The 25,651-nt window shown below is 67.8% G+C and carries 23 protein-coding genes; 5 read left to right on the forward strand and 18 right to left on the reverse strand.

Going from position 1 to position 25,651, the window contains the following annotated elements:
- Positions 1 to 2: 2 nt before the first annotated feature.
- A complete protein-coding gene (locus tag ACSQ9E_RS22595; protein WP_057201394.1) occupies positions 3 to 407 on the reverse strand; it encodes a hypothetical protein in 405 nt (134 codons plus the stop codon).
- A gap of 119 nt (positions 408 to 526) precedes the next feature.
- On the opposite strand from ACSQ9E_RS22595, the gene ACSQ9E_RS22600 reads away from it, so the two are divergent.
- Positions 527 to 1,399 carry a helix-turn-helix domain-containing protein gene (locus tag ACSQ9E_RS22600; RefSeq protein WP_057201516.1) on the forward strand — a complete coding sequence of 291 codons (873 nt, stop codon included), beginning with the start codon at positions 527 to 529 and terminating at the stop codon, positions 1,397 to 1,399.
- A gap of 137 nt (positions 1,400 to 1,536) precedes the next feature.
- On the opposite strand, the gene ACSQ9E_RS22605 is transcribed toward ACSQ9E_RS22600, so the two are convergent.
- On the reverse strand, positions 1,537 to 1,827 hold the full coding sequence (locus ACSQ9E_RS22605; protein ID WP_057201395.1) for an H-NS histone family protein: 291 nt from the start codon (positions 1,825 to 1,827) through the stop codon (positions 1,537 to 1,539).
- 137 nt (positions 1,828 to 1,964) lie between these two features.
- Positions 1,965 to 3,269, reverse strand: coding sequence for a hemolysin family protein (locus ACSQ9E_RS22610; RefSeq protein WP_428002220.1), 1,305 nt, complete (start codon positions 3,267 to 3,269; stop codon positions 1,965 to 1,967).
- Positions 3,270 to 3,290: 21 nt separating this feature from the next.
- Between ACSQ9E_RS22610 and ACSQ9E_RS22615 the strand changes: the two genes are divergently transcribed.
- The gene (locus ACSQ9E_RS22615) at positions 3,291 to 4,133 is read left to right on the forward strand and encodes a symmetrical bis(5'-nucleosyl)-tetraphosphatase (protein ID WP_428002221.1); all 843 of its coding nucleotides are present in this window, start codon (positions 3,291 to 3,293) and stop codon (positions 4,131 to 4,133) included.
- 20 nt (positions 4,134 to 4,153) lie between these two features.
- Here the strand turns inward: ACSQ9E_RS22615 and ACSQ9E_RS22620 are convergent, their stop codons facing one another.
- The 3 genes from ACSQ9E_RS22620 to ypfJ form a co-directional block, all read right to left on the reverse strand.
- Positions 4,154 to 5,674 (reverse strand): DEAD/DEAH box helicase, encoded by a 1,521-nt coding sequence (locus ACSQ9E_RS22620; RefSeq protein ID WP_436219232.1) that lies wholly within the window; start codon positions 5,672 to 5,674, stop codon positions 4,154 to 4,156.
- A gap of 160 nt (positions 5,675 to 5,834) precedes the next feature.
- Positions 5,835 to 8,009, reverse strand: coding sequence for a SulP family inorganic anion transporter (locus ACSQ9E_RS22625; RefSeq protein ID WP_436219233.1), 2,175 nt, complete (start codon positions 8,007 to 8,009; stop codon positions 5,835 to 5,837).
- Positions 8,010 to 8,084: 75 nt separating this feature from the next.
- Positions 8,085 to 8,975, reverse strand: a complete 891-nt coding sequence (gene ypfJ / locus ACSQ9E_RS22630) for a KPN_02809 family neutral zinc metallopeptidase (RefSeq protein ID WP_057264778.1) — start codon at positions 8,973 to 8,975, stop codon at positions 8,085 to 8,087.
- A gap of 138 nt (positions 8,976 to 9,113) precedes the next feature.
- Here ypfJ and pcp point away from each other — a divergent pair, with 138 nt between their 5' ends.
- From pcp to ACSQ9E_RS22645, 3 genes are read left to right on the forward strand one after another with little or no spacing between them, the layout of a single operon-like run.
- The gene (gene pcp / locus ACSQ9E_RS22635; protein WP_428002223.1) at positions 9,114 to 9,785 is read left to right on the forward strand and encodes a pyroglutamyl-peptidase I; all 672 of its coding nucleotides are present in this window, start codon (positions 9,114 to 9,116) and stop codon (positions 9,783 to 9,785) included.
- Positions 9,786 to 9,837: 52 nt separating this feature from the next.
- On the forward strand, positions 9,838 to 10,842 hold the full coding sequence (locus ACSQ9E_RS22640; protein ID WP_436219234.1) for a delta(1)-pyrroline-2-carboxylate reductase family protein: 1,005 nt from the start codon (positions 9,838 to 9,840) through the stop codon (positions 10,840 to 10,842).
- Positions 10,839 to 12,557 carry a diguanylate cyclase gene (locus ACSQ9E_RS22645; protein WP_436219235.1) on the forward strand — a complete coding sequence of 573 codons (1,719 nt, stop codon included), beginning with the start codon at positions 10,839 to 10,841 and terminating at the stop codon, positions 12,555 to 12,557. The genes ACSQ9E_RS22640 and ACSQ9E_RS22645 overlap by 4 nt, the downstream gene beginning before the upstream one ends.
- Here the strand turns inward: ACSQ9E_RS22645 and ACSQ9E_RS22650 are convergent.
- The 12 genes from ACSQ9E_RS22650 to ACSQ9E_RS22705 form a co-directional block, all read right to left on the reverse strand.
- The gene (locus ACSQ9E_RS22650) at positions 12,488 to 12,841 is read right to left on the reverse strand and encodes a hypothetical protein (RefSeq protein ID WP_057201404.1); all 354 of its coding nucleotides are present in this window, start codon (positions 12,839 to 12,841) and stop codon (positions 12,488 to 12,490) included. The genes ACSQ9E_RS22645 and ACSQ9E_RS22650 overlap by 70 nt on opposite strands.
- A gap of 142 nt (positions 12,842 to 12,983) precedes the next feature.
- A complete protein-coding gene (dcd, locus tag ACSQ9E_RS22655; protein ID WP_057201405.1) occupies positions 12,984 to 13,556 on the reverse strand; it encodes a dCTP deaminase in 573 nt (190 codons plus the stop codon).
- Between the two features lie 129 nt (positions 13,557 to 13,685).
- Entirely contained in the window at positions 13,686 to 13,988 is a 303-nt protein-coding gene (locus tag ACSQ9E_RS22660) for a hypothetical protein (RefSeq protein ID WP_436219236.1), read from the reverse strand.
- A 23-nt stretch (positions 13,989 to 14,011) separates the two neighbouring features.
- Positions 14,012 to 15,319 carry a guanine deaminase gene (guaD, locus tag ACSQ9E_RS22665; protein ID WP_436219237.1) on the reverse strand — a complete coding sequence of 436 codons (1,308 nt, stop codon included), beginning with the start codon at positions 15,317 to 15,319 and terminating at the stop codon, positions 14,012 to 14,014.
- Between the two features lie 80 nt (positions 15,320 to 15,399).
- Positions 15,400 to 16,533, reverse strand: coding sequence for a BMP family ABC transporter substrate-binding protein (locus ACSQ9E_RS22670; RefSeq protein ID WP_057201408.1), 1,134 nt, complete (start codon positions 16,531 to 16,533; stop codon positions 15,400 to 15,402).
- 115 nt (positions 16,534 to 16,648) lie between these two features.
- Positions 16,649 to 18,223 carry a methyl-accepting chemotaxis protein gene (locus ACSQ9E_RS22675; protein WP_057201409.1) on the reverse strand — a complete coding sequence of 525 codons (1,575 nt, stop codon included), beginning with the start codon at positions 18,221 to 18,223 and terminating at the stop codon, positions 16,649 to 16,651.
- 252 nt (positions 18,224 to 18,475) lie between these two features.
- Complete coding sequence (locus ACSQ9E_RS22680) at positions 18,476 to 19,528, reverse strand: adenosine deaminase (protein WP_428002230.1); 1,053 nt, start codon at positions 19,526 to 19,528, stop codon at positions 18,476 to 18,478.
- Positions 19,528 to 20,505 carry an aromatic ring-hydroxylating dioxygenase subunit alpha gene (locus ACSQ9E_RS22685; protein ID WP_436219238.1) on the reverse strand — a complete coding sequence of 326 codons (978 nt, stop codon included), beginning with the start codon at positions 20,503 to 20,505 and terminating at the stop codon, positions 19,528 to 19,530. The genes ACSQ9E_RS22680 and ACSQ9E_RS22685 overlap by 1 nt, the downstream gene beginning before the upstream one ends.
- Before the next feature lie 134 nt (positions 20,506 to 20,639).
- Complete coding sequence (locus tag ACSQ9E_RS22690) at positions 20,640 to 21,809, reverse strand: BMP family ABC transporter substrate-binding protein (protein WP_057201412.1); 1,170 nt, start codon at positions 21,807 to 21,809, stop codon at positions 20,640 to 20,642.
- A 189-nt stretch (positions 21,810 to 21,998) separates the two neighbouring features.
- Complete coding sequence (locus tag ACSQ9E_RS22695) at positions 21,999 to 22,919, reverse strand: ABC transporter permease (protein WP_057201413.1); 921 nt, start codon at positions 22,917 to 22,919, stop codon at positions 21,999 to 22,001.
- Between the two features lie 51 nt (positions 22,920 to 22,970).
- Entirely contained in the window at positions 22,971 to 24,044 is a 1,074-nt protein-coding gene (locus ACSQ9E_RS22700) for an ABC transporter permease (RefSeq protein ID WP_057201414.1), read from the reverse strand.
- Positions 24,037 to 25,626, reverse strand: a complete 1,590-nt coding sequence (locus ACSQ9E_RS22705) for an ABC transporter ATP-binding protein (RefSeq protein WP_436219239.1) — start codon at positions 25,624 to 25,626, stop codon at positions 24,037 to 24,039. Before ACSQ9E_RS22705 ends, ACSQ9E_RS22700 begins: the two co-directional genes overlap by 8 nt.
- Between the last annotated feature and the right edge of the window lie 25 nt (positions 25,627 to 25,651).

Raw genomic sequence — 25,651 nt, forward strand, 5'->3', positions numbered from 1 at the left:
ATTCAAGCCATTGCAGGCAACGGCAAGCGGCGCATGCCAAACCATTGCAGCTCGGCCAGCAGGCCCACCGAAACCACATGCACGACCAGATAGGCCTGGCCCCACACGCTGGGCGCGATGGCCGATGACAGCAGCAGTGCCAGGCTGGCGAGGGCCCAGGCGGCATTGCCCACGATCAACAGCCACAGCAGGCTGCGGGGGGTGTTGCGCTGGCTTGCAATCGCCATGGCCAGAACCGCATAGGCAAGGAGCGCCAGGCCACTGGCCGAGACCAGCCCCACCGGCAGCCCGAGCCACTCGGCGAGCGTCTCGGTCAGCGCCAGGTGCAGGGCGGCCAGCAGCACGCCCGTGGCGGCATCGAACCAGACCACGGCACGCAGGAACGAGGGAGAGGACAGAACGGACATGGTGGACTCCTTGGGATCTTTTCGGGTTGAAGGAGCCTCCATGGTCGCGGCCGGGCTGCACCGCGTCGATGACATGCCAGGTAATGGCCGGCATGCCAACTGGCCCTAGGATGGAGGGCATGACCAGCACCCACCGCCCCCCACGCCCCACCCTGCCCCACCGGCCTGCGGCCGGGGGCCACCGCAGCCTTCCGGGGCCTGCCTCGTTCGGCGACCATCTGCGCACCTGGCGCCAGCAGCGCCACCTGAGTCAGCTGGAGCTGGCCGACGAGGCGGACATCTCCACCCGCCACGTGAGCTTCATGGAGACAGGCCGCACCAACCCCAGCCGCGAGATGGTGCTGCGGTTGTGCGAGCGCCTGGCCATCCCGCTGCGCGAGCGCAATGCCCTGCTGGTGGCGGCCGGCTATGCGCCCATGTACCGCGAGCGCGCGCTGGACGACCCGGCCCTGGCTGCCGCGCGCAAAGCGGTGGAACTGGTGCTCAAGGGCCACGAACCCTGCCCCGCGATTGCACTGGATCGCTGCTGGAACATCGTGGCCACCAACCGCGCTGCCCAGGCGCTGCTGGCCAACCACGTGAGCCCTGAACTGCTGAAGGGGCCGGCGAATGTGTTCCGCCTCAGCCTGCACCCCAAGGGCCTGGCACCGCACATCGCCAACCTGGCCCAGTGGCGGGCCCACCTGTTCGAGCGCCTGCGCCAGCAAATACAGGCCACGGCGGACCCCGTGCTCATCGCACTGCAGGCCGAGTTGCTGGAATACCCCGCGCCCGAGGAATCGAGCTCCCTGGTGCTCGACGGGGAATTGCTGGGTGTGGTAATGCCCTTCTGCTTTCAAAGCGCCCGGGGAACACTTTCGTTTATCAGCACCACCACCATATTTGGAACCCCGGTGGATGTGACCCTGCAGGAACTGGCCGTGGAATCATTCTTTCCGGCCGACGAATTCACGGCCCAGGTATTGCGCGAGATCGCTGCCGCCCCCATCTGATCAGGCGCCAGCCGCGGGCGCGCCCCCACACAGCCAGCCGGATCGCACGTTTATGGTGCGTACCACGCAAAAAGCCCGCAGATGCGGGCTTTTTTATGCAACGCGGCCATGGGCCGCTGTCCAATGGATTCAATCGCTCAAATGGCGAATTTTTCGCGGTTCTCGTTTTGAATCCACTTGGGGGCTTTGCCACGGCCCGTCCAGGTCTGGCCTGTGGATGGATCGCGGTACTTGGGAGCCACCTTGGTGCCAGCGCTTGCGCTGCGTGCACGGCCACTGGGGAACACGTCCTGTGCGGTCAGGCCGAACTCCGCCACCAGCGCACGCACCTGCGATACGGCGTCCGACAACTCGCGCTTGCGGGCTTCACCGATTTGCTGTTCCAGGGCGTCGCGTTGCTTGAGGAGTTCTTTGTAGCTGGTTGTCATGGTATGTGTGGCTGCTAGGTGGACAAGGAAGGCCCCATTATAGGAATAATGGGCAAAATTTTCAGGGTTTGCGAAAAAATTCGTGACAAACCGTTGAAACCCCTCACCAGTGAAAATCATTTCACAGCCCCAGGTAATCAGCCGGACCGATCGGCCAGGTCCATTTGCGCCAATACACGGTCGATTCTCTTGCCCTCCAGGCCAAGCACCTCGAATATCCACCCGGCACAGGCAATGCGTTCGCCCACTGCCGGCAAATGGCCTGTTTCAGCCATCAGCAATCCCGCCAGTGTGTTGTAACGGCCGCGCTCCTCTCCCGGTAAATCGCGAATATCGAGCCGCGCCTTGAGTTCGCTGACGGGCATCAGGCCGTCGAGCAGCCACATGCCGTCCTCTTGCTGGGTGGCCCAGGCATCCGTCGCAGCCCCGGGCTGCAGTTCTCCGGTAATCGCCTCCAGCAGATCGCGTGGTGTCATGATGCCCTGCACCACGCCATATTCGTCCACCACGAAGACCATGCGGCCCGAGCGTGCGCGGAACTGCTCCAGCAGTTCCATGCCGCTCAGGGTTTCGGGCAGAAAGGCGGCCGGCAGGGCGTACTGCTCGATGGCGCCTGGGGCCTCCACGCCCAGCTCCAGCAGGCGCGCCACGCTGATCAGGCCCACCACCTCATCGAGCGAGCCCCTGCAGACGGGGTACCAGGAATGGGCACCATGGTCACCACCGGTGCCGGCCATGCGCAGGCCTTCGGCCACGGTCAGCCGGGCATCGAGCCACTGCATGTCCGTGCGGGGCACCATCAGCGAGGTCAGCGGCCGGTCGTCGAGGCGGAACACATTGCGCACCATCTGGTGCTCGTGGTGCTCGATCACCCCGGCATCGCGCCCTTCTTCCAGGCTGGCCACGATCTCTTCCTCCGTCACGGCGCGGCCGGCGTTATTGTCGATGCGCAGCAGGCCGAGCACGCCCTGGGTGGACAGCGACAGCAGCCGCACGAAGGGCTTGGCCACCAGGGCCACCCAGGTCATGGGCCGAGCCACCAGGCGGGCCACGGTTTCGGGGTAGAGCTGGCCGATGCGCTTGGGCACCAGCTCACCGAAGACGATGGTGATGAAGGTGATCACCGTGACCACCAGCGCCGTGGCCGTGATGCCGGAGGCGCGCTCGGGCATGCCCAGCGCCAGCAGCCAGCGCGCCAGGTCATCGCTGAACGCGGCTTCGCCGATGATGCCGTTGAGCATGCCGATGGAGGTGATGCCCACCTGCACGGAGGACAGGAACTGGGTGGGGTTCTCCAGCAGCGTGAGCGAGGCCTGCGCCCCCTTGTCGCCGCCCTCGGCCATGGCGACCAGGCGCGACTTGCGGCTCGATGCCAGCGCCAGCTCGGACATGGCAAATACGCCATTGAGCAGCGTGAGCAGCGCAATCAGCAGAAAATCCATGATTCAAGGCATAGGAACACGATGGCACTTTACTGTATTGGCGATATCCAGGGTTGCGACAGCGCGCTCGGGCGCCTTCTGGACGAGATCGGCTTTTCCGCGAGCCGCGACACGGTCTACCTGCTGGGCGACCTGGTGAACCGGGGCCCGGAGTCGGCTGCCGTGCTGCGCCGCTGCATGCAGCAGGGCGATGCGCTGCGCCCGCTGCTGGGCAACCACGATCTGCACCTGCTGGCCGCCGCCCATGGGGCACGCAAGCCCTCGCGCAAGGACACGCTGGAGCAGGTGCTCAAAGCCGATGACCGTGACGCCATGCTGGACTGGCTGCGCCGGCAGCCGCTGATGCGCACGCACCTGCATGCCGGCGAGCGGTTGGCGATGGTGCACGCCGGCCTGCTGCCCGCCTGGACGGTGGACGAGGCCCTGGCCCTGGCGAGCGAAGTGCAGCAGGTGCTGCGCGGCCCGGGGCTGTCGGACTTTCTGCATCAGATGTACGGCAATGGCTCGGACCGCTGGGACCCCGCGCTCACGGGCATGGACCGCCTTCGCACCATCGTCAACGCCATGACGCGGCTGCGCTTTTGCTCGGCCGATGGGGTGATGGATTTCGAAAGCACCGAGGGTGCGCAAAAGCCCCCCGAAGGCCTGATGCCCTGGTTCGACGTGCCAGGCAGGCGGGCGGCAAGTACGCTGCTGGCCTTCGGGCACTGGTCCACGCTGGGTTTGCTGGACCGCCCGGACACCCTGGCGATGGACACGGGCTGCGTATGGGGCGGCTGCCTGAGCGCCATGCGCTTTGGCGCCACGCTGGCCGACCGCGAACTGCTGCAGGTGCACTGCGAGCAGTCGCAGCAGCCGGGCTGATGGCGTGACCGGCCTTTGCTTCAGTCGGTGGTGACGGCCTGTGCCTGATCTTCAGTGGCAGGAGCTACCGCCTTGAACAGCGCCGCCACCTTGCGCTTGGGCTTGATGTTGGCCGACACACTGCTACGGGGCGCCGACTTGGCGGACTCCCAGGCGGGCGCGGCATCGGCCGCCGCGCTGGATTCGTAGGGCTTTTCGAAGAACGGGTCGCGCGATGCCACCGCAGGACGGAAGCCCCGGTGCTGTTCGCGCGGCTCGCGGGTTTCACGGCCCGGACGGTGCTCGCGCTCCCGTTCGCGGCGCGGAGCGGCGGAGGCAATGGCATCGCGCCCGTCACCGGTCTCGCCCGCTTCGCGCCAGGCACGGCGGCCGTCGTTGATGCGGCCGCGCGGCTGGTCTTCTTCGTACTCGACGGCTTCAAGCTCGATCTTTTTCTTGATGAGCTTTTCGATGTCGGCCACCAGGCGGGCATCGCTGCCGGACACCAGCGTGACCGCCAGGCCCGAGGCGCCGGCACGGCCCGTGCGGCCGATGCGGTGCACGTAGTCTTCGGCGTTGAAGGGCACGTCGAAGTTGAACACCGCCGGCACGTCCTTGATGTCCAGGCCGCGGGCGGCCACGTCGGTACACACCAGCAGATCGACTTCGCCCTTCTTGAAGGCCTCCAGGGCTTTCAGGCGCTCGTCCTGGCTCTTGTCGCCGTGCAGAGCGGTGGTCTTGAGGCCTTCGCGCTCCAGGCTGCGCGCCAGGCGGGCGCAACCGAGCTTGCTGTTGACGAAGATGAAGGCCTGCTTGATGCCCCGGGTCTTGAGCACCTGGTGGATGGCACGGCGCTTGTCATCGTCGTTGGCGCTGTAGAAGCGCTGCTCCACTGTGGAGGCCGTCTCGTTCGGGCGGGCCACTTCGATGGTGATGGGGTTTTGCAGGTAGCTGCTGGCCAGGCGCTTGATCTCGGGCGAGAACGTGGCCGAGAACAGCAGCGTGGTGCGCTGCTTGGGCAGGTAGGACAGGATGCGCTGCAGGTCGGGCAGGAAACCGATGTCCAGCATGCGGTCGGCCTCGTCGAGCACCACGTACTCGACCTGGTTGAGCACCGCGTTCTTGGCTTCGATGTGGTCCAGAAGGCGGCCGGGGGTGGCCACCAGCACCTCGACACCCTTCTTGAGCTCCAGGGTCTGGGGCTTCATGTCCATGCCGCCGAAGACCACGGTGCTGCGCAGCTTGGTGTACTTGGCGTACAGCGCGATCTGCTGGGCGACCTGGTCGGCCAGTTCGCGCGTGGGCAGCAGCACCAGCGCACGCACGGGGTGGCGGGCCGGGGATGTGGAGCTGCTCTCGTGCTTGAGCAGGCGCTGCAGCAGTGGCAGCGAGAACGCCGCCGTCTTGCCGGTGCCGGTCTGGGCTGCGCCCATCACGTCCTGGCCGGTGAGCACGACCGGAATGGCCTGCTCCTGGATGGGCGTCATGGACTCGTAGCCCATTTCGGCCACGGCGCGCGAGAGCGGCTCGGCCAGCGATAGATTGGAAAAAGAACTTGTCATTTAGCCCTCTATTGTCGCACCGGTGGCCCAAACACACCATGGGGGTGGTAAGCAAGGGTGTATTCACCGAGCCATGCCGCCAGAGGACTGGCTTTGGTGCTTTTAATTCGATAGCACCAAACCAATAACCATCAATTCACAGATGGCAATATTCAGGAATTCACTCCAGCACCGCGCGCAGCTGGCGCGTGGTCACCGCCAGACGGCGGGCACCGATTTGGGCGATGTTGTTCATCACCGTGAGCGCCGCTTCGGGGTAGCGGTGCGCCCAGGCGTCGAAGTGCGCGCGCGACAGCCGCGCCAGTTGCGCAGGCCCCAATTCGGCCCCGGCGCTGGCCGTGCGGGCCGCGCCGTTGAGAAAAGCCATCTCCCCGAAGGCCATGCCCGGCCCCACGGTGGCCAGGCGCAGGCCGCGCTCGGGCGGCCACTGGGTCACGAGCGTGATGTGGCCCGACTGCACCACCAGCAGGTCGCGGTCGGTGTCCCCGGCGTTGAACACCACCCCATGGGCCGCCATGGGCAGTGGCTCCAGCAGGGCCTCCAGCGCCAGCCGGGCCTCGGCGTCCATGCCTTCACCGATCTCGCCGAGCACATCCTGCTCGGGATAAACAGGCCGCTCGTGCTCGGGCCGCTCGGCCAGGATGGCGGCTTCCGCCCATTCCAGGGCCCGGTCGCCATCGGCGAAGGTGCGAACGCCGGTGCCCGCGTGCTCGGCCGCCACGCGGTCGAGCGCCGCCACGGCGCAGGCCACGCCTTGCTGCGAGAGGTCGCGCACCAGCGCACGCAGCTGGGCCAGGGCCGTGCTGTCCCAGGCCGGCACGCGGCTGGCATCCAGCACCACCCAGCGGTGGCGCGGCTGCAGCATCAGGCGCACCTGCTCGGCCAGGTGCGCGGCGACGCCGAAGGACATGACGCCCTGCAGCTCGAACACCGCCACCTGGTTCATGCGCGGCGCCAGCCAGGTGTCGGAGCCCGCGCGGCGCAGGCGGCGCGAGCGCAACTGCCCATCGAGCCGCACGTGGCGCAGCACCTTGGACGCCGAGTCGCGCAGCAGCACGAAGGTGGCCACCACCAGCCCCGCCACCAGAGCCCCCACACCGCCCATGACGGCGAACACCAGCGCCACCAGCCAGCTTTGGGCCCAGGTTACGCGCGAACGCCGGGCATAGCCTGGCGACCACAGCAGGAGGGGCACCTGCATCAGCCCGGCCAGCACCAGCCCGCCGGCCAGACAGGCCATGGGCACCCAGTGCAGCCACCAGGCACCCGTGAAGGCCACCACCAGCATGATGCCGGCATGCCAGCGCGGGGCGCTGGCCGAGGCACCGGCCTGCGCCAGCACGATGCGCGAGCGCGAGGCACTGGTGGACGCGGGGATCATGCCCACCAGGCCACACAGCACGCCCAGCAGGCTCTCGCGCCGCAGCGCCTGGTTGGGGTTGCCGCGCAGGCCGTGGTCGAGCTCCAGTTCCTGGTTGAAGACCAGGATCTCCAGGCTGTTGACCAGCGCCATCAGCAGGGCCAGCACCACCAGCGCAGAGCCGTGCCGGTGCGCCAGTTCCAGCCAGGGAATGCCCGTCCAGTCGGGCCACAGCGGCCCGGCAAAGGCACTCTGGCTGACGGCCGGTGCGAACACGTTGCCCATGCCTACACCCCACAGGCCCGCCACGGCCACGGCCAGTGCCACCAGCACCACGGCCGTGAGCAGGCCCGGCATGCGCGGCCAGCGCCGGCGCAGCAGCACCGCCAGGCCCACTACCGCGAGGGCGGCCACGGCGTGCCAAAAGGTACGCAGGTCCCAACCCCACCCGGCGCCCGCACCCAGGCCATTGCGCAGTTGCCCCACCACCATGGACAGGCCCACGCCCGCCGCAAAGCCATGGGTCACCGAAATCGGCAGGAAGCGCGCCACCGAGGCCAGGCGCAGCACCCCCAACAGCCACTGAAAGCCAAACGCCAGCGCCACGGTGGCACCGCTGACGGCAAGCACCTGGCGCGCCGTCAGGCCCAGGGTGCCGGCTGCGCCGTAGGCGGTGGCCACCACGGCGGCGAACAGCAGGGCCACCACGGTGGTCGGCGCATAGACGACCCCCGGGCGTGGCGCCAGCACGGTGAGCAGCAATCCGGGCAAGGCGGCCGACCACAGGGCCAGGGCCGCCAGCGAGTAGCCGCCTGCCAGCGGCGCGAAGGCCAACAAGCCCAGGCCCACCGCATGGGGCACCGTGACAGCCGCAGCAGACCATGCCGCCACCGCGCCCGAGGGCGGGTGGCTGGCAGCGCCCGGTGAGGGCCCCTGCCCGGCTACAGGCGGATGGGACAGCGACTCGGGTGGCATGGCGTGCGCAAAAAGGAGGGAGGGACCGCGTTCAGCCCCCGCGAACCTCACCGCAGACCTGTGCAGCGATGTCCATCACAGATTGCGGGCGGCAAAGGTGTCGCAACCCTTGACGCTGCCGTTCTGCAGTCCGGCGTTGAACCAGCGCTGGCGCTGCGCGCTGCTGCCGTGGGTGAAGCTCTCAGGCACCACCCGGCCACCGCCGGCACCTTGCAGGGCGTCGTCGCCGATCTTGGCGGCCGCGTTCATGGCCTCTTCCACATCGCCCTGCTCCAGGATCTTGCGGGCAGCCTGCGCGTGGTGCGCCCACACGCCGGCAAAGCAGTCGGCCTGCAGCTCCAGCCGCACGGACATGGCGTTGTACTCGGTCTTGCTCACGCGGCCGCGCATCTGGTCCATCTTGCCGCTGATGCCCAGCAGGTTCTGCACGTGGTGGCCGACCTCGTGCGCGATCACGTAGGCCTGCGCGAAATCGCCGGGCGCGCCCAGGCGGTTCTTGAGGGTCTCGTAAAAACCCAGATCGATGTACACCTTCTGGTCGGCCGGACAGTAGAACGGCCCCATCGCCGCCTGGCCCGCGCCGCAGGCTGTGGGCGTGGAGCCGCGGAACAGCACCAGCCGCGGCTCCTGGTAGGTGCCGCCGCCCTGGCGGAACACGCCCTGCCAAACGTCCTCGGTATCGGCCAGCACGGTGGAGACGAAGCGCGCCATGGTGTCGTCGGCCGGGGGGCGGTGCGCCGGGCCCTGCTGTTGCTGCTGCACCTGCGCGGGCGGACCACCGCCGCTGAGCAGGCCCAGGATGGTCAGCGGGTTGATGCCCAGCACCCAGCCGCCCACCAGGGCGATGACGATGGTGCCGATGCCGATGCTGCGCCCGCCAAAGATGGGCGAGCCGCCCCCACCGCCACCGCCCTCGTCCCGGCGGTCCTCTACGTTGTCGGACTCGCGATTGCCTTCCCATTTCATCGTTGTTCTCCAGCGCCCCCACCGGACGGAGGCATGGACAGCATGTTACGCGCGGCGCGCCCTCCTCGGGAGCCAGCACAAGTAGGAGAGCAGCGCGCTACCATGCAGTCTGTTTCTCGTACGTGAGCGCCCCACCCCATGCTGCACCACCCCCACAACCCCCACGGCGCAAGCAACCCCGTCATCCTGCTGACGGGATTCGATCCCTTCGGTGGGGATGCCATCAACCCCAGCTGGCTGCTGGCACAGGCACTGCAGGGCCAGCGCATCGGCGGGCACACCGTGGTGGCCGCGCAACTGCCCACCGTGTTCGGGCTGGCGCTGCAGCGGCTGACGGCACTGCACCGGCAGCTGCAGCCGGCGCTCACCGTATGCCTGGGGCAGGCGGGCGGACGGGCGGCCCTGTCGATCGAGCGCATCGGCATCAATGTGGACGATGCGCGCATCCCCGACAACCAGGGCGCGCAGCCCATCGACGCGGCCGTGGCCCCCGGTGGCCCGGCCGCCTACTTTGCCAGCCTGCCCGTCAAGGCCATGCTGCGCGCGGTGCAGCAGACCGGCGTGCCCTGCGAGGTATCGCAGACGGCCGGCACCTTCGTCTGCAACCATGTGCTCTACGGGCTGATGCACCACCTGGCGCGCGAAGGCGTGGCCGGCATGCGCGGTGGCTTCGTGCATGTGCCCTGGCTACCGGGACAGGGCACGCCCCATCTGGCGCTGCGTGACATGGTGCGCGGCCTGCATGCCGCGCTGTGGGCGGCCGTCCTCGCCCGGCAGGACATCGTCCTGGGCGCGGGCGCCACCCACTGACCGCCGGGTACGCCCTGTGCCACCGGCCGCGCATGCTGTGTACAGTCCCGGTATGTGCCCCGCCCCGCTTTCTGAACCCTCTTCCACCCTGGGGCCCCAGGCCACCGCCGACCTGCTGGACTGGACAGCGCTGGCCGATGAAATAGCCGCCCTGCTGGTGGACGACGGCATCCAGGTGCCGCCCCGCAGCGTGCTGGCGCTGGCAGGCGGCGCCAGCCTGTTCGTGATGCCGGCCAGCGACCGCACGGTCGCCATGGCCAAGCTGATCACCCTCACCCCCGGCAATGCGGCGCGCGGCCAGCCCACCATCCAGGGCGATGTGGTGGTGTTCGACGTAGCCACCGGCCAGCGCCGCGTGGTGCTGGACGGCCCCACCGTCACGGCGCGCCGCACGGCCGCCGTCTCGCTGCTGGCGGCGCAGCGCCTGGCGCCGGTGCCGCAGGGCCCGCTGCTGGTGGTGGGTGCCGGCGTGCAAGGCCTGGCCCATGTGCAGGCCTTTGTGGAAGTGCTGGGTGTGCGCGAGGTCTGGGTGGCATCGCGCAGCGCGGCCAGTGCCGAGGCCCTGGCGCAGGCGGCCCGCGCCCTGGGCGCCCAGGCCCGGGTCGTGCAGGACGCCGACGCGGCCATGGCCCACTGCCCTCTGGTGGCCGCATGCACCCCTGGCACGGCCGTGGTCCTGAGCGCCCAGCCCCGGCCCGATGCCTTCATCGCGGCGGTCGGCGCCTACACCCCCACCATGGCAGAGCTGTCGCCCGGGCTGTGCCGATGGATGGCGCAGCATGGCACGGTGGTGGTGGACACGGCCGATGCCGGGCACGAGGCCGGCGACCTGCTGCAGGCCGGGCTGGACGTGGCGCGCCTGCCTACGCTGCAGGACATGGTGCGGCAAGGCGCGCGCCCCCGCACCGGGCCCGTGCTGTTCAAGAGCTGCGGCTGGGCCGGCTGGGACCTGGCGGCTGCCCGCCTGGTGCTGCGCGCCACCCGCACCGCGCATTCGGGCATCGGCGCAAACACGGGATCAGGAGCACATTCCCAGCCGGGGAGCGGCAGCCCATGAGCCCCCCCACCCGCTTTCGCGGCCAGAGCCTGCGCACGCAGATCTCATTGGTGTTTGCGCTGCTGGTGATCGGGCTGGCCGTGCTGCTGTCCCTGGGTTTCGGCGAACTGCTCAAGCGGCGCGCGCAAAGCGATGCCGGCCATGCCTTGCGCACCGTGGCCGATAACGCCAGCCGCCAGCTTGCCAACGGGTTACTGGAGCGCAGCCGGGCCGTGCAGGTACTGGCCGATGCACCCGGCATATGGCAAAAGGGGCTCGATTCGCCCGAAGTGCACCAACTGCTGGCGCGCACCCAGGCCATCGACCCTTACAGCCTGTGGATCGGCGTGGCAGACGCCCAGGGCGTGGTAAGGGCCGCCACGAAGGGACTTCTGGAAGGCCAGAGCGTGCGCGAGCGCCCCTGGTTCATCGCCGGCCTGCAGGAGCTGCACGTGGGCGACGTGCACCCGGCCAAGCTGCTGGAGCAGTTGCTGCCGCCCAACGCCTCGGGCGAGCCCTACCGCTTCGTGGACTTCGCTGCCCCCATCCACGCGGGGCGGGCCACCTTGGGTGTGCTGGGAATGCACGGCAGTTGGGAGTGGACCCGCGAGGTACTTGAAAGCCTGGCCCCCGTCGGTATCCAGGGTGCCTCGGTGGACCTGTTCGTCTTTGACCGCGCCGGCAAACTCATTTTCTCGCCCCAGGAATACCGCAGCCAGCTCGAAGCCGGCGGCCAGCATCTGCCCGTGCCGCTGACCGTGGCCACGCGGGAATCAGGCGCCCTGTCTGCGACCGTGGTGCCCTGGGCCGATGGCAAGAACTACCTTACCGCCAGTGTGCGCATGGAAGCGCGCAACGCGGCAAGCGACCTGGGCTGGCACATCGTGGCCCGGGAACCGGTGGAAATCGCCTTTGCCGACGCGGACCGCACGGTGCACATGGCCCTGGCAATCGGCCTGCTGGCGGCGGTGCTGGCCGCAGCCATTGCCTGGATCGCGGCCCGCCGCCTGAGCGAAGACCTCTACGCGCTGGCCGATGCCGCCAGCCTCGTGGAATCGGGCAAGCCCGGCGCCACCATTCCCCTGGTCACCCACAACCGTGACGTGCACCAGCTGTCCGCCGCGCTCAGCAGCATGACGCAGCGCCTCATGGCGGCTCACGAAGCCATGGAGGACCAGGTGCGCCTGCGCACCCTGGAGCTGGAAGCCGCCAACCGCGCGCTGGACCTGCAGGCACGCACCGACGCACTCACCGGCCTGCTCAACCGCCGGGGCTTCGACAGCAAGATGGAGTTTGCGCTGGCGCTGGCGCGCCGCAGCGGCCGGCCCCTGAGCCTGGTCAGCGTCGATGTGGACCATTTCAAGCGCGTGAACGACAGCTTCGGGCACGACGCAGGCGACGAGGTGCTGCGCCGGCTGGCACAGACGCTGCAGCAGCGCCTGCGCGCGTCGGACGTGATTGCGCGGCTCGGTGGCGAGGAGTTTGCCGTGGTACTGCCCGACACCGCCGTGGAAGGCGCACGCGCGATCGCCCAGTCGATCGTGGACGGCATGGCGGCGCAGGAAGATCCTCTGGTGGGGCGGATCACGGTGAGCGCTGGCATATCCAGCCTGCGCGAGGGGCCCGACAATGCCCACGAGATGCTGCGCCGCAGCGACGCGGCGCTTTACGAAGCCAAGGGCCAGGGACGCAACAGGGTGTGCGTGGAGCCCGAGGCCGGGCAGGCGCTGAAATAGCCCCCCAGCCGGTCGGCAAGCCCATCGAGTTCGCCGTCATGGTGCTGGCGTGCGATGTTCAACTGCTCCTGCGCATAGGGCGGGTGGCCCAGCATCATGGCCGTGTTCACGCAGTGGCCACGCTTGGCCATGTGCAGGATGAACGCATCCAGCACCTCACAAGGCCAGTAATGGATATCGGCCTCACCCAGGTCGGCATGGCGGGCTTTCGGAAGATCGGGCAGGCTGGGCAGGTCAACACCCGCCGTGGCGCGGGGTGCGGACGGTTCAACAAAGTCAATCATGTTGGACTCCTTCACACGGACCCTGCGAACATCCGCAGGCATGCATCCATGCTATGGAACTTACCAACGCTTGCACTTCAGCCGAAGTGCCCTACCCCTGTAGGACGGGACCACCGGGCGGTACGCCCGACCTTGCAGGCGATCAGGCCTTGGGCAAGGTCACGCCCACTTGGCCCTGGTACTTGCCGCCCCGGTCCTTGTACGAGACTTCGCAGACGTCGTCTGGATCGCTCTCGAAGAACAGCACCTGCGCACAGCCTTCGCCCGCGTAGATGCGTGCGGGCAGCGGCGTGGTGTTGGAGAACTCCAGCGTCACATAGCCTTCCCACTCGGGCTCGAACGGCGTGACATTGACAATGATGCCGCAGCGCGCATAGGTGCTCTTGCCCAGGCAGATGGTGAGCACGTTGCGCGGGATGCGAAAGTACTCCATGGTGCGCGCCAGCGCAAAGCTGTTGGGCGGGATGATGCAGCTGTCGCCGTGGAAATCGACAAAGCTCTTCTCGTCGAAGTTCTTCGGGTCCACCACCGTGCTGTGGATATTGGTGAACACCTTGAATTCGGGCGCGCAGCGGATGTCGTAGCCATAGCTGCTGGTGCCATAGCTGATGATCTTGCGGCCTTCGGCCTCGCGCACCTGGCCGGGCGCGAAGGGTTCGATCATGCCGTGCTCGGCCGCCATGCGGCGGATCCATTTGTCGCTTTTGATGCTCATTGGGTTAACTCCTGCGCCGTATTCTAGGCAGGACGCCCTTGCGGGCCCTGCACGTCACCCTGTGGACACGGCTTTTTTGCATGCTTCCTGCCAGGAAGCACACCCCCACTGCCCGGCGCGCCGGGCACTTCACCCCAGCTTTTTCTCGCGGATGTGGCGCGCCAGGCCGCAGTAGCCTTCCTTGAAGAGGATTTCACTCTCCAGCTTGGCGGGCAGCAGCTTCTCCTTGAGGTCCGCTGCCGCCTGGTTGCCCTGTGAGCGGCGAATGAAACCGATGGCCTCCTCGAACTTCGACACCTCGGAGCGGCAGGCTTCCTGCGCCCGCTGTGCAGCGGTGCTGTCGCTCGCCAACTGGGCCCAGGCAGCTCCGCTGGCCAGCAGGCCCGCCGCCAGTACAAGAAAGGAAACGGTGCAGGACAGGTTATGCAACATGGTCCCAGACGCTGGGCCGCCGATCAGGTGCCTGCAGCCTGCACATCCGGCAACGACTGGCTGATCACCGTGCGCTCGACCAGCCGGTCATCGCCCAGCACGATCATCGCGAACAGCAGCTCGTCCAGATTGTTCGCATGGGAGGTCTTGCGCGCCAGCAGCGGGGTGGCGGCGGGGTTGATGACCACGAAGTCGCCCTCGCAGCCCGGCTGCAGGTTGCCCACCACGCCAGCCAGGCCCAGCGCTGCCGCAGCGCCTGCGGTGTGCTGCCACCACAGCTGCTGGGGCGACAGGCTCAGGCCGGGCTTGGTCTGCCCTTCACGGCCCACGTAGTAGGCGGCCAGCATGGTGCGAAACGGGCTGAAGCTGGTGCCCCCGCCCACATCGCTGGCCAGGCCGTAGCCAAAGCCGACGCGGTCGGCGCCTGCATAGTCGAAGAAGCCGCTGCCCAGGAAAAGGTTGCTGGTGGGGCTGACGGCGGCCACCGTGCCGGTGTCGCGCATCAGCGCCCGGTCGTCGTCGTCGAAATGGATGCAGTGGGCATACACGGCGCGCTCGCGCATCAGCCCGTAGTCGCCGTACACCGCAAGGTAGCTGCGCGAGGCCGGGAACAGCTCGCGCGCCCAGCGCACCTCATCGAGGTTCTCGGCCACGTGCGACTGGATCCACACGTCGGGGTGGCGCGCCGCCAGCTCGCCCGCGCCCTGGAGCTGCTCGTTCGTACTGGTGGGCGCAAAGCGCGGCGTGATGGCATAGCCCAGCCGGTCCACACCATGCCAGCGCCGGATCAGCGCCTCGGTGTCGATCAGGCTTTGCTCCGTCAGGTCGCGCACGCCGTCGGGCGAGTGGCGGTCCTGCAGCACCTTGCCGGTGATCAGGCGCAGTTGCTGGCGCTGCGCCTCGGTGAACAGTGCGTCCACGCTGGCGGGGTGCGAAGTGGCGAAGGTCAGGGCGGTGGTCACGCCGTTGCGCAGCAGCTCTTCGACGAAGAAGCCTGCGACCTGCGCGCCATAGGCCGGGTCGATGAAGCGCGACTCGTGCGGAAAGGTGTAGTTCTCCAGCCAGGGCAGCAGCCCATCGGCCGGCGCGCCGATCACGTCGGTCTGGGGGAAGTGGATGTGCATGTCCACGAAGCCCGGCGCGATAATGCGGCCCGGCAGGTGCTCGACCGCGCCCTGCCCGTAGGCGGACGCCAGGGCCTGCCAGGGGCCGGCAGCCACGACACGCTGGCGGCCCTCCCCATCGGGGGCAATGGCCAGCAGGCCGTCCTCGTCGTACAGGGCCGAGCCATCGTCGGCAAAACGCAAAAGGGCAGAACGGTAGACACGCATGGGCGCAAGCTTAGCGGCAGAGGGGGGCCGTTGCATATGCTGCCGCCTATATTGGATATGCGCCCTCGGGCAAGGCGGGTTCAGTGGGCCAGCTTGCCCTGCACGCCTTCGACCAGCCAGTTCATCTTGAGGATCTGCGCATCGCCGAGCACCTGGCCGGCGGCGATCACCTCGTTGCCCTCGTTGTCGCGCACCGGCGCCTTGCCGGCACGGAAAGGGTGCAAGGTACCGGCGCCCACGGCCTTCTGCGCGGCCAGCACCTCCTGCTGCACGGCGGCAGGCACCTTGGGGCCGAAGTCGCCCACGCGGATCATGCCCTCGCGCACGCCACCCCACACGGTGCCGCTCTTCCAGGTGCCGGCCTGCACGGCGCGCACGCGCTCGGTGTAGTACCGGCCCCACTGGTGGGTGACGGCGATGATCTGCGCGTCGGGCCCCGCGCCGCGCATGTCGGAATGGTAGGCCACGGCCATCTTGCCGCGCTCCTGCGCGGCGGCCATCACGGCGGTGGAGCCGGTGTGGAAGGCGATCACGTCCACATCCTGGTTGAACAGCACCATGGCTGCGTCGCGCTCCTTGGGCGGGTCGAACCAGACGTTGAGCCAGACCACCTTGACCGTGGCCTTGGGGTTCACCGAGCGCATGCCGAGCGTGAAGGCATTGATGCCCTGTAGCACCTCGGGAATGGGAAAGCCCGCCACATAGCCGGCCACGCCGGTCTTGCTCATGCGGCCCGCCGCGATGCCGGCCAGGTAGCGGCCCTCGTAGTAGCGCGCATTGGCCACCGCCACGTTGGCAGCGGTCTTGTAGCCGGTGATGGACTCGAACTTCACGTTCGGATAGTCCTGCGCGACCTTGAGCGTGGGCTCCATGTAGCCGAAGCTGGGCGTGAAGATGATCTGGTGGCCCGTGGCCGCCAGGTCGCGGATCACGCGCTCAGCGTCGGCCCCCTCGGCCACGTTCTCGACGAAAGTGGTCTTGACCTGGTTGCCCAGCGCGGCCTCCACCGCCTTGCGGCCATCGTCGTGCTGCTTCGTCCAGCCTGCTGCGGTGATGGGCGAGACATAGACGAAGCCGGCCTTGATCGGCTCGGTTTTGGGCGCTGCGGCCGCTGGCTGGCCAGGGGATTGAGAAAAGGCGGGGGAGATGGAAACGGCGCTGAAAAGCGCACTCACACAGACCGCACGCAATGCGGTGGCGAGGTTTTTGTACATGGTAGTCCTCTACATGGTCCCGATGACAGAAAAAGCAAAAGGCTGCCGGGACAGCAGCCTTTGCAAGGGCGGTATTGTAGCCAGCGGGCCGCGCCGGCGCTGGCGCGGCGCTTTCTCAGCGCAGTCGCAGCGCGCCCGATGGCGCACCCAGGCGGAAGGCGCCCACCACCTCGGCCAGGCGCGCGGCCTGGTCCTTGAGGCTCTCGGCGGCGGCGGTGGATTCCTCCACCAGCGCCGCGTTCTGCTGCGTCATCTGGTCGAGCTGGCTGACGGCCACGTTCACCTGGCTGATGCCCTGGCTCTGCTCCGATGCGGCGGCGCTGATCTCGCCGATGATGTCGGTCACGCGGCGCACGGAGCTCACGATCTCGCCCATGGTGCTGCCGGCGTTCTGCACCAGCGCAGCGCCCGACTCCACCTTCTCGACCGACTGGCCGATCAGGGTCTTGATCTCCTTGGCCGCTTCGGCACTGCGCTGGGCGAGGCTGCGCACTTCGCTGGCCACCACGGCAAAGCCACGGCCCTGCTCGCCGGCCCGGGCGGCTTCCACGGCGGCGTTGAGCGCCAGGATGTTGGTCTGGAAGGCGATGCCGTCGATGGTGCCGATGATGTCGGCGATCTTCTTGCTGCTGGCGTTGATCGCGTCCATGGTGCTCACCACCTGGGCCACGACCTCGCCGCCGCGCTGCGCCACCTGGGCAGCCGAGGCGGCCATCTGGTTGGCCTGCACGGCCGAGTCGGCGCTCTGGCGCACGGTGCTGGTGAGCTCTTCCATGGAGCTGGCCGTCTCCTCCAGGTTGGCGGCCGTCTGCTCGGTGCGCGCGCTCAGGTCCTGGTTGCCAATGGCGATCTGTGAGCTGGCGGTGGAGATGCTGTCCACCACGCCACGCACCTGCTGCAGCGAGCCGTTCAGCGCACTGCGCATGGCGTCCAGCGCGCGCAGCAGGTGGCCGGTCTCGTCATTGGCGTAGCCGGCCTGGGGTGCACCGGTCAGGTCCATGCCGGCGATGGATTCGGCTATGGCTTCGGCCTGGCGCAAGGGGCGAGTGATGCTGATGGCCAGCAGCCAGGCCAGCAAGGCGCCGAGCAGCAGCGAGATGGCGGTGCACACCTGCAGCAGCAGGGTGGTCTGCGCGCGCAGTCCCTCGGCGCGCTTGCCTGCGGCATCCAGTTGGGCGCGTTGCGCGTCCACCATCTGCTGCACGCCGGCCAGGTAGTCGCGTGAGGTGGGCTCGAAGCGCTCGGTGAACACCTTGTTGGCGTTCTCCGCATCGCCGGCCTGCTTGAACTTGCTCACCTCTTCACGCGCGGCCAGGTAGCTCTTGCGCAGCTCGCCGACCTTGGTGAAGAGCTGCTTTTCCTCGGCCGTGTCCATCTGCGCCTCGATGATCTTCTGAAGCTCGTTGGTCTCACGGATGGAGGTGGCCGTGGCCGGCGCGAAGTAGGGGATCAGCGCAGCATCGCTGCTCTTGGCGATGGCTGCGGCACGCTGCACACCCGAGGTGGTGTGGCGCAGCCAGTCGGCCCCGGCACGCTCGGTCTTGATGTTGTCGTTGACCATGGTGTCGATCTCTGTGCCAAGCTGGCCCAGACGGACGACGGCCACGATGGAGCTGAGCAGGAACAGCGCGAGGATCGCCCCAAGCACCAGCGCGAGGCGCTTGCCGATGGACAACTGATTGAGAAACATGGAGAGACTCCGTTATGGAAAGGCGCAGGGGTAGGCACAAAAGAGATGCGGTCTCCCAAAGGCCGCATTCTGGGCAGTTGCCGACCCCGGAGGGGGCCAACAAATGCTTACAAAAACCTGTAATTCTAGGGTTTACCCGAAATCCATGTGCAACTGATGCGCCAGACCCAACAGCAGCGTTGTTGTTCTGCACACAAACAGTGCACAAAAAATGCGGCCTGCACTGCCTTGGATACTCCTGCCATTCCTGGATCAGTAGTCGTGTTCCATGAAGCGTTCGAAGCGCTCCTTGAGCTTGTGCTCCCACACGCGCTTGTCGGCGTTGCCCGCAAAGCTGGCCTCGAAGCTGTTGAACGCCAGCTGGTAGGCCTGGCGCACCGTCATGCCGGTGGCAGCGAACACCTGGGTGAAGTTGTCGTTGATGTAGCCGCCGAAGTAGGCCGGGTCGTCCGAATTGACCGTGGCGGCCAGGCCAGCATCGAGCAGCTTCGCCAGGTTGTGGTCGGCCAGGTTGGGGAAGACGCACAGCTTCTGGTTGGACAGCGGGCACACGGTGAGCGCGATGCGGTCCTGGGCCAGGCGCTGCATCAGCGCGGCGTCGTGGACGGCCTGCACGCCGTGGTCGATGCGCTCGACCTTGAGCACGTCGAGCGCACTCCAGATGTAGGCCGGCGGGCCCTCCTCGCCCGCATGGGCCACCAGGTGCAGGCCCAGCTCGCGGCAGCGGGCAAACACACGCGCGAATTTCTCGGGCGGGTTGCCCACCTCGCTGCTGTCCAGGCCCACGCCGACGATCTTGTCCAGAAACGGCTGGGCCTGCTCCAGCGTCTCGAAGGCCGATTCCTCGCTCAGGTGGCGCAGGAAGCACAGGATCAGCGTGGCGCTGATGCCCAGGTCCTTGCGCGCATCCACGCAGGCGCGGTGCAGGCCGTTGATCACCGTTTCCATCGCCACGCCGCGCTCGGTGTGCGTCTGCGGGTCGAAAAACAGCTCGGTGTGCAGCACGTTGTCGGCCGCGGCACGCACCAGGTAGGCGCGCGCCATGTCGTAAAAATCCTGCTCGTGCAGCAGCACGCTGGCGCCGGCGTAGTAGATGTCCAGAAAGCTCTGCAGGTTGGTGAAGGCATAGGCGCTGCGCAGCGCCTCCACATCGGCGTAGGGCAACGTGAGGCCGTTGCGCTGCGCCAGCGCGAAGATCAGCTCGGGCTCCAGCGAGCCCTCGATGTGGATGTGCAGCTCGGCCTTGGGCATGGCGCGCAGCAGCTCGGGGATGCGCGCGGCGGGGATGGGGGGAACCTTGAACATCAGCAAACTCCAAAGGTGATGCCGCTCGCGCGCAGGTAGCGGCGGTAGGCGGATGATGCCTTGTCGGCGGCGGTATGCAACTCGGCACGCAGGTCCAGCGGCAGGCGTTGCGGGTTCTGGGACTCCAGCACCGGCTGGTCCTGGGTGAAGATGGTGTGCTGGAAGGCCTGCAGCTTCTCGTCGGGCGATTCGAAATCGGCCACGGCCAGGCGGAACCACACGCGGCTGGTCTCGGGCGTGAGCGGGCACACGAACAGCGCGATGGACTCGCGCCAGCCGGCCACTGCGGTGGTACCGGCCTCGGGCACCTTGGTCAGCACTGCGGTGTAGGGGCCCGTGACCTCGTAGGTGTACTCCACCTGGGCTGGCGCCGTCGAGTGCAGGTTGGACTGCGGCTGCCAGGCCTTGCAGCCCGTGGCGCGCAGGCCCGTGGGCGTGGGCTCGACGCGGTAGTCGTCGATGGCCGTGGCCTCGCGCGTACCCAGCCAGCCGTCATGCACGAAGCCAAAGTGCGCCATATCCAGGAAGTTCTCGACGATGCGCGGGGCGCTGGTGGCCACGTCGTAGGTGCCGCAGTTGAGCTTGCGCAGGCGGGCATCGCCCTCGGCCTCGAAGGCGGGCGGCACGGCATCGCCCGCTTCGAGCTGCACCCACACCAGGCCGTTGGCTTCGACCACGCCATGGCGCCGGGCGCAGTGCGTGGCGGGCGGGGTGAACTGCGGCAGCGCCGGCACGTGCACGCACTGCCCGTCAGCCGCGAACTGCCAGCCGTGGTAGGGGCACTCCAGGCGGCCACCCTGTACCCGGCCCAGGGACAGGCGCGCACCCCGGTGAGGACAGCGGTCCGTGAAGGCCTGAACCTGGCCCTGTCCATCGCGCCAGAGCACGAGGGCGTGCTGCAGCAACTGCACTGCCAGCGGAGCCTGCTCCACCGCGTGCGACAGGGCCACCGGGTGCCAGAGGGTGGTTTCGATCATGGGAATGGTTCTTGTTGTTCGAGGGCCCGCGTACAGCCCTTTTGGACATTCTGTACGGCCCCAACGAAAAAGGGAACGTGCCGCGCACGTTCCCTTTCCTGGACCAGGCCGCCAGGGCCTGGTGACGGGGCTGCTTACTTCTTGTCGCCGCCGGGGATCTTGCCTTCCACGCCCTTGACGTAGAAGTTCACGCCGCTCAGGAACTTGTCGTCGGCGACGGCGTCCTTGGCGACCACTTCCTTGCCATCCTGGCCCACGATGGGGCCCTTCCAGATCTGGAAGCTGCCGTCGGCCAGGCCCTTCTTGACCGCTTCGACCTTGGCCTTGGTGTCGGCAGGCACGTCTTCGGCGATGGAGACGATGTCGATCGCGCCTTCCTTCACGCCCCACCAGCTCTGGCCCGTGGCCCACTTGCCTTCCAGCGCGTCCTTGGTGGCCTTGATGTAGTACGGGCCCCAGTTGATCACGGCCGATGCCAGGTGGGCCTTGGGGCCGTAGGCGGTCATGTCGCTGTCCCAGCCGAAGGCGCGCTTGCCCTTTTCCTGGGCGGTCTTGAGCACGGCAGGCGAGTCGGTGTTCTGGAACAGCACGTCGGCGCCGCCATTGATCAGCGAGGTGGCGGCTTCGGTTTCCTTGGGTGGGCTGAACCATTCGTTCACCCACACCACCTTGGTCTTGACCTTGGGGTTGACCGACTGCGCACCCAGCGTGAAGCTGTTGATGTTGCGGATCACTTCGGGGATTGGCACCGAGCCCACCACACCCAGCGTGTTGGTCTTGGTCATGGCGCCGGCGATCACGCCGGCCATGTAGGCGCCTTCGTAGGTGCGGCTGTCGTAGGTGCGCACGTTGTCGGCGGTCTTGTAGCCGGTGGCGTGCTCGAACTTCACGTCCTTGAAGTCGGGGGCGATCTTCTGGATCGACTCCATATAGCCGAAGGTGGTGCCGAAGATCAGCTTGTTGCCCTGGCCGGCCAAGTCGCGCAGCACGCGCTCGGCATCGGCCGATTCGGGCACGCTCTCGACGAAGCTGGTCACTACCTTGTCGCCGAATTCCTTCTCGATGGCCTTGCGGCCATTGTCATGGGCAAACGACCAGCCGCCGTCACCGACGGGGCCGACATAGGCGAACGCGATCTTCAGTGGCTCGGGCTTGGGCGCGGGCGCAGAGGCCACGGGCGCCGGGGCGGGCGCAGGCGCCGCAGCGGCGGGCTCTTCCTTCTTGCCACAGCCCACCAGTGCGGCAGCGGCTACAGCGGAGAGCGCAGCCACCTTGAGCAGGGAGCGTTTCTGCAGATCAGTCATGTCGGTTCCTTTTGAAGAGAAGAAAGAAAGTGTTGCAACAGCGGGGGAACGAAAACAGCGATTATGGGGTGATCTACCGGGCGGTAACCAAAGGTTTTTGGGGGAGGTGCGGCCCGAAAGGCTCCAGCGCCCGGCAGGATGCAAGATCCAAGCCGAGCACGTGCCCCACGGGAAGGCATGCGCCCGTATTCACGAACCCGGGTAGAAAGGTTTGCCCAGCGAGGCGGGCATGTTGATGCGGATCCACGCCGGGTTGCGCGATATCAGGGCCAGCACCACGATGGTGGCCACATAGGGCAGCATGCTCAGCAACTGGCTGGCCACCTGCACGCCCGTGGCCTGCAGATGAAACTGCAGCATGGTCACGCCGCCGAACAGGTAGGCCCCGAGCAGCACGCGGGCGGGCCGCCAGGTGGCGAAGGTGGTCAGCGCCAGCGCGATCCAGCCGCGGCCCGCCACCATGCCCTCCACCCACAGGGGGGTGTAGACCGTGGAGATGTAGGCCCCCGACAGGCCGCACAGCGCGCCGCCGGCCACCACGGCCGCCAGGCGGATGCGGCGCACCGGGTAGCCCAGCGCATGGGCCGACTCGGGCGACTCGCCCACAGAGCGCAGCACCAGGCCGGCGCGCGAGCGGTACAGGAACCAGATGAGGGCTGCCACCAGCAGCATGGTGAGATAGACCACCGGGTGCTGCTGGAACAGCGCGGGCCCGAGCAACGGCACCTCGGACAGGCCGGGGATGGCGTACTTGGGCATCTCGGGCAGCTTGGCCTGTACGTAGCTGATGCCCAGGAAGGCCGAGAAGCCCACGCCGAACAGGCTCAGTGCCAGCCCCGTGGCGTACTGGTTGGTATTGAGCCAGATCACCAGCACGCCGAAGATGGCGGCCAGCACGGCACCGGCGGCCATGCCGGCCGCGAAGCCCAGCCAGCTGTTGCCGGTGTGCACCACGGTGGCGAAGCCGGCAATGGCGGCGCACAGCATCATGCCCTCGGCGCCGAGGTTGACGATGCCGGCCTTCTCGTTGATCAACAGGCCCAGCGCCGCGATGGCCAGGACGGTGCCCGCACTCAGCGTGGCGCCTATGAGCAGTGCATAGGATTCCATATCAAGCTTCCTTCCTGGCCGAGAGATTCACGCAGAGGCTGTGGTGGTGGTTCATGCCTTCACCCCTTTCGTACCGACCCAGCGCACGCGGTAGGCAATCAGCGTGTCGCAGGCCAGCAGCGTGAACAGCAGCAGGCCCTGGAACACGCCGGTGAGCGACTTGGGCAGGCCCAGGCGCGACTGCGCCAGCTCGCCGCCGATGTAGAACATGCTCATCAAAATCGCCGAGAGGATCATGCCCACCGGGTGCAGCCGCCCGACGAAGGCGACGATGATGGCCGCGAAGCCGTAGCCCGCCGGTACATAGGGCGTGAGCTGGCCGATGGGGCCGGCCACTTCGAGCGCGCCGGCCAGGCCGGCAGCGCCACCCGAGATGAGGAGCGCCACCCACAGCGCACGGCGCGACGAGAAGCCCGCGTAGCGCGCAGCCGCCGGCGCCAGCCCGCCCACCTGCTGGGCAAAACCGGCGCGGGTGCGGAACAGAAACACCCACAGCGCGGCCGCACCGGCCAAGGCCAGCAGCAGGCCGATGGACATGCGCGAGCCCTGCATCAGGCGCGGTATCTGCGTCACGCGCTCGAAGGTCTTGGTCTGCGGGAAGTTGTAGCCCATGGGGTCCTTCCACGGGCCGTAGACCAGGTAGCCCAGCACCAGTGTGGCCACGTAGACCAGCATCAGGCTGACCAGGATCTCGCTGGCGTTGAACTTGTCGCGCAGCAGCGCCGTGAGCCCCGCCCAGGCCATGCCGCCCAGCACGCCGGCCAGCAAAATGGCCGGCACGATCCAGGGGCCGGTGGTCTTGTCGGCCAGCAGCGCCATGCCGCCGGCCGCCACGGCGCCGATGACGAACTGGCCCTCGGCGCCGATGTTCCAGACGTTGGAGCGAAAGCACACGGCCAGGCCGAGCGCAATCAACAGCAGCGGCGTGGCCTTGACCATGAGTTCGCCGATGGCGTAGGGCGTCTTGATCGGCTCCCAGAAGAATATCTGCAGCGCACGCACGGGGTCCTTGCCCAGTGCAGCGAAGAGGATGATGCCGATCAGCACGGTGAAGGCCAGCGCCAGCAGCGGCGAGCCGAAGGTCCACAGCCGCGAGGCCTGGGGGCGTGGTTCGAGCTTAAGCATGGTGGTGCTCCCCGCCAGCGGCCACTGCGGCCTGCGCCAGGTGGCCCTGCACGTCGGCATGCCACAGCCCGCTCATCCACTCGCCGATGCGCTCCACGGTGGCCTCGGCGCGCGGCACCGAGGGCGAGAGGTGGCCCTTGGCCACGACATGCAGGCGGTCACAGATTTCAAACAATTCGTCCAGCTCCTCACTGACCACGAGCACGGCGCAACCGGCATCGCGCAGCGCCAGGATTTCGCCGCGGATCTGCGCGGCGGCGCCCACGTCCACGCCCCAGGTGGGTTGCGAGACGATGAGCAGGCGGGGCTTGGCGTCGATCTCGCGGCCCACGATGAATTTCTGCAGGTTGCCGCCCGACAGCGACTTGGCCGCCGCATGCGGCCCGCCCGCCTTGACGTGGAAGCGCTCGATGATGGCGCGCGCATGCGATTCGAGTGCACCCACCTTGATCCAGCCGCTGCCCGCCACCGAATTGGTGCGCGTGAGCAGCAGGTTGTGCGCCAGGCCCATGGTGGGCACGGCGCCGCGGCCCAGGCGCTCCTCGGGCACGAAGTGCAGGCCCAGCGCGCGGCGGCGGCTCGGGCCCATGCGGCCGGCGTTCTGGCCGGACACCTGGATGCTGGCCGGCTCGGCGCGCTGGTCTTCACCCGACAGCGCGTAGAGCAATTCCTTCTGGCCATTGCCGGAGACCCCGGCAATGCCGACCACCTCGCCAGCCTTCACCTCAAAGGCCAGGTCCACCAGGTCCACGCCGAACTGGTCGGCGCGTGGCAGCGACAGGCCCTGCACGTTGAGCACGGTGGCACCGGTCTGCACGGTGCGGTGCTCCAGCGCCGGCGGCTCGGCACCGATCATCAGGCGCGAGAGCGAGGCATTCGATTCCTCGGCCGGGTTGCACACGCCCGTGACCTTGCCGCCGCGCAGCACGGTGCAGGCGGTGCACAGCGCCCGGATCTCGTGCAGCTTGTGGCTGATGTAGAGGATGCTGCAGCCCTCGGCCGCGAGCTTGCGCAGCACCACGAAGAGCTTTTCCACCGCCTGGGGCGTGAGCACCGAGGTGGGCTCATCGAGGATCAGCACCTTGGGGTTGGTGAGCAGCGCGCGGATGATCTCCACACGCTGCATCTCGCCCACGCTCAGCGTGTGCACGGGGCGCAGGGGGTCGATGTCGAGGCCGTACTCGGCCGCCTTGGCGGTGATGCGCTGCGTGACCTCGGCCAGGTCCTGGCTCTTGTCCAGGCCCAGCCAGACGTTCTCGGCCACGGTCAGTGTATCGAACAGGCTGAAGTGCTGGAACACCATGGCGATGCCCAGGGACCGCGCCTCCTGCGGGTTGCGCACCTGCACGGCCTGGCCGTTGAAATGCACGCTGCCCTCGTCGGGCTTGACCGAGCCGTAGATGATCTTCATCAGCGTGGACTTGCCCGCGCCGTTTTCGCCCAGCACCGCGTGGATCTCGCCCGGCTGCACCGTGAGGGAGACACCGCTGTTGGCCACCACGGCGGGATAGCGCTTGGTGATGCCCGTGAGCTGCAGCCGGGGCGCCAAGCCCGGGGCATTGGGAAGAGGTGGTGAACTCATGCGGTGGATTGTCTCTCAGTTTGGT

The sequence above is a fragment of the Acidovorax sp. LjRoot118 genome (assembly GCF_964253575.1).
Lineage (GTDB): Bacteria > Pseudomonadota > Gammaproteobacteria > Burkholderiales > Burkholderiaceae_C > Acidovorax.

Excerpts from the sequence above, each read along its gene's own strand:
- ACSQ9E_RS22595 (WP_057201394.1), bottom strand. The coding sequence starts at position 407 with ATGTCCGTTCTGTCCTCTCCCTCGTTCCTGCGTGCCGTGGTCTGGTTC.
- ACSQ9E_RS22600 (WP_057201516.1), top strand. The coding sequence starts at position 527 with ATGACCAGCACCCACCGCCCCCCACGCCCCACCCTGCCCCACCGGCCT.
- ACSQ9E_RS22605 (WP_057201395.1), bottom strand. The coding sequence starts at position 1,827 with ATGACAACCAGCTACAAAGAACTCCTCAAGCAACGCGACGCCCTGGAA.
- ACSQ9E_RS22610 (WP_428002220.1), bottom strand. The coding sequence starts at position 3,269 with ATGGATTTTCTGCTGATTGCGCTGCTCACGCTGCTCAATGGCGTATTT.
- ACSQ9E_RS22615 (WP_428002221.1), top strand. The coding sequence starts at position 3,291 with ATGGCACTTTACTGTATTGGCGATATCCAGGGTTGCGACAGCGCGCTC.
- ACSQ9E_RS22620 (WP_436219232.1), bottom strand. The coding sequence starts at position 5,674 with ATGACAAGTTCTTTTTCCAATCTATCGCTGGCCGAGCCGCTCTCGCGC.
- ACSQ9E_RS22625 (WP_436219233.1), bottom strand. The coding sequence starts at position 8,009 with ATGCCACCCGAGTCGCTGTCCCATCCGCCTGTAGCCGGGCAGGGGCCC.
- ypfJ (WP_057264778.1), bottom strand. The coding sequence starts at position 8,975 with ATGAAATGGGAAGGCAATCGCGAGTCCGACAACGTAGAGGACCGCCGG.
- pcp (WP_428002223.1), top strand. The coding sequence starts at position 9,114 with ATGCTGCACCACCCCCACAACCCCCACGGCGCAAGCAACCCCGTCATC.
- ACSQ9E_RS22640 (WP_436219234.1), top strand. The coding sequence starts at position 9,838 with ATGTGCCCCGCCCCGCTTTCTGAACCCTCTTCCACCCTGGGGCCCCAG.
- ACSQ9E_RS22645 (WP_436219235.1), top strand. The coding sequence starts at position 10,839 with ATGAGCCCCCCCACCCGCTTTCGCGGCCAGAGCCTGCGCACGCAGATC.
- ACSQ9E_RS22650 (WP_057201404.1), bottom strand. The coding sequence starts at position 12,841 with ATGATTGACTTTGTTGAACCGTCCGCACCCCGCGCCACGGCGGGTGTT.
- dcd (WP_057201405.1), bottom strand. The coding sequence starts at position 13,556 with ATGAGCATCAAAAGCGACAAATGGATCCGCCGCATGGCGGCCGAGCAC.
- ACSQ9E_RS22660 (WP_436219236.1), bottom strand. The coding sequence starts at position 13,988 with ATGTTGCATAACCTGTCCTGCACCGTTTCCTTTCTTGTACTGGCGGCG.
- guaD (WP_436219237.1), bottom strand. The coding sequence starts at position 15,319 with ATGCGTGTCTACCGTTCTGCCCTTTTGCGTTTTGCCGACGATGGCTCG.
- ACSQ9E_RS22670 (WP_057201408.1), bottom strand. The coding sequence starts at position 16,533 with ATGTACAAAAACCTCGCCACCGCATTGCGTGCGGTCTGTGTGAGTGCG.
- ACSQ9E_RS22675 (WP_057201409.1), bottom strand. The coding sequence starts at position 18,223 with ATGTTTCTCAATCAGTTGTCCATCGGCAAGCGCCTCGCGCTGGTGCTT.
- ACSQ9E_RS22680 (WP_428002230.1), bottom strand. The coding sequence starts at position 19,528 with ATGTTCAAGGTTCCCCCCATCCCCGCCGCGCGCATCCCCGAGCTGCTG.
- ACSQ9E_RS22685 (WP_436219238.1), bottom strand. The coding sequence starts at position 20,505 with ATGATCGAAACCACCCTCTGGCACCCGGTGGCCCTGTCGCACGCGGTG.
- ACSQ9E_RS22690 (WP_057201412.1), bottom strand. The coding sequence starts at position 21,809 with ATGACTGATCTGCAGAAACGCTCCCTGCTCAAGGTGGCTGCGCTCTCC.
- ACSQ9E_RS22695 (WP_057201413.1), bottom strand. The coding sequence starts at position 22,919 with ATGGAATCCTATGCACTGCTCATAGGCGCCACGCTGAGTGCGGGCACC.
- ACSQ9E_RS22700 (WP_057201414.1), bottom strand. The coding sequence starts at position 24,044 with ATGCTTAAGCTCGAACCACGCCCCCAGGCCTCGCGGCTGTGGACCTTC.
- ACSQ9E_RS22705 (WP_436219239.1), bottom strand. The coding sequence starts at position 25,626 with ATGAGTTCACCACCTCTTCCCAATGCCCCGGGCTTGGCGCCCCGGCTG.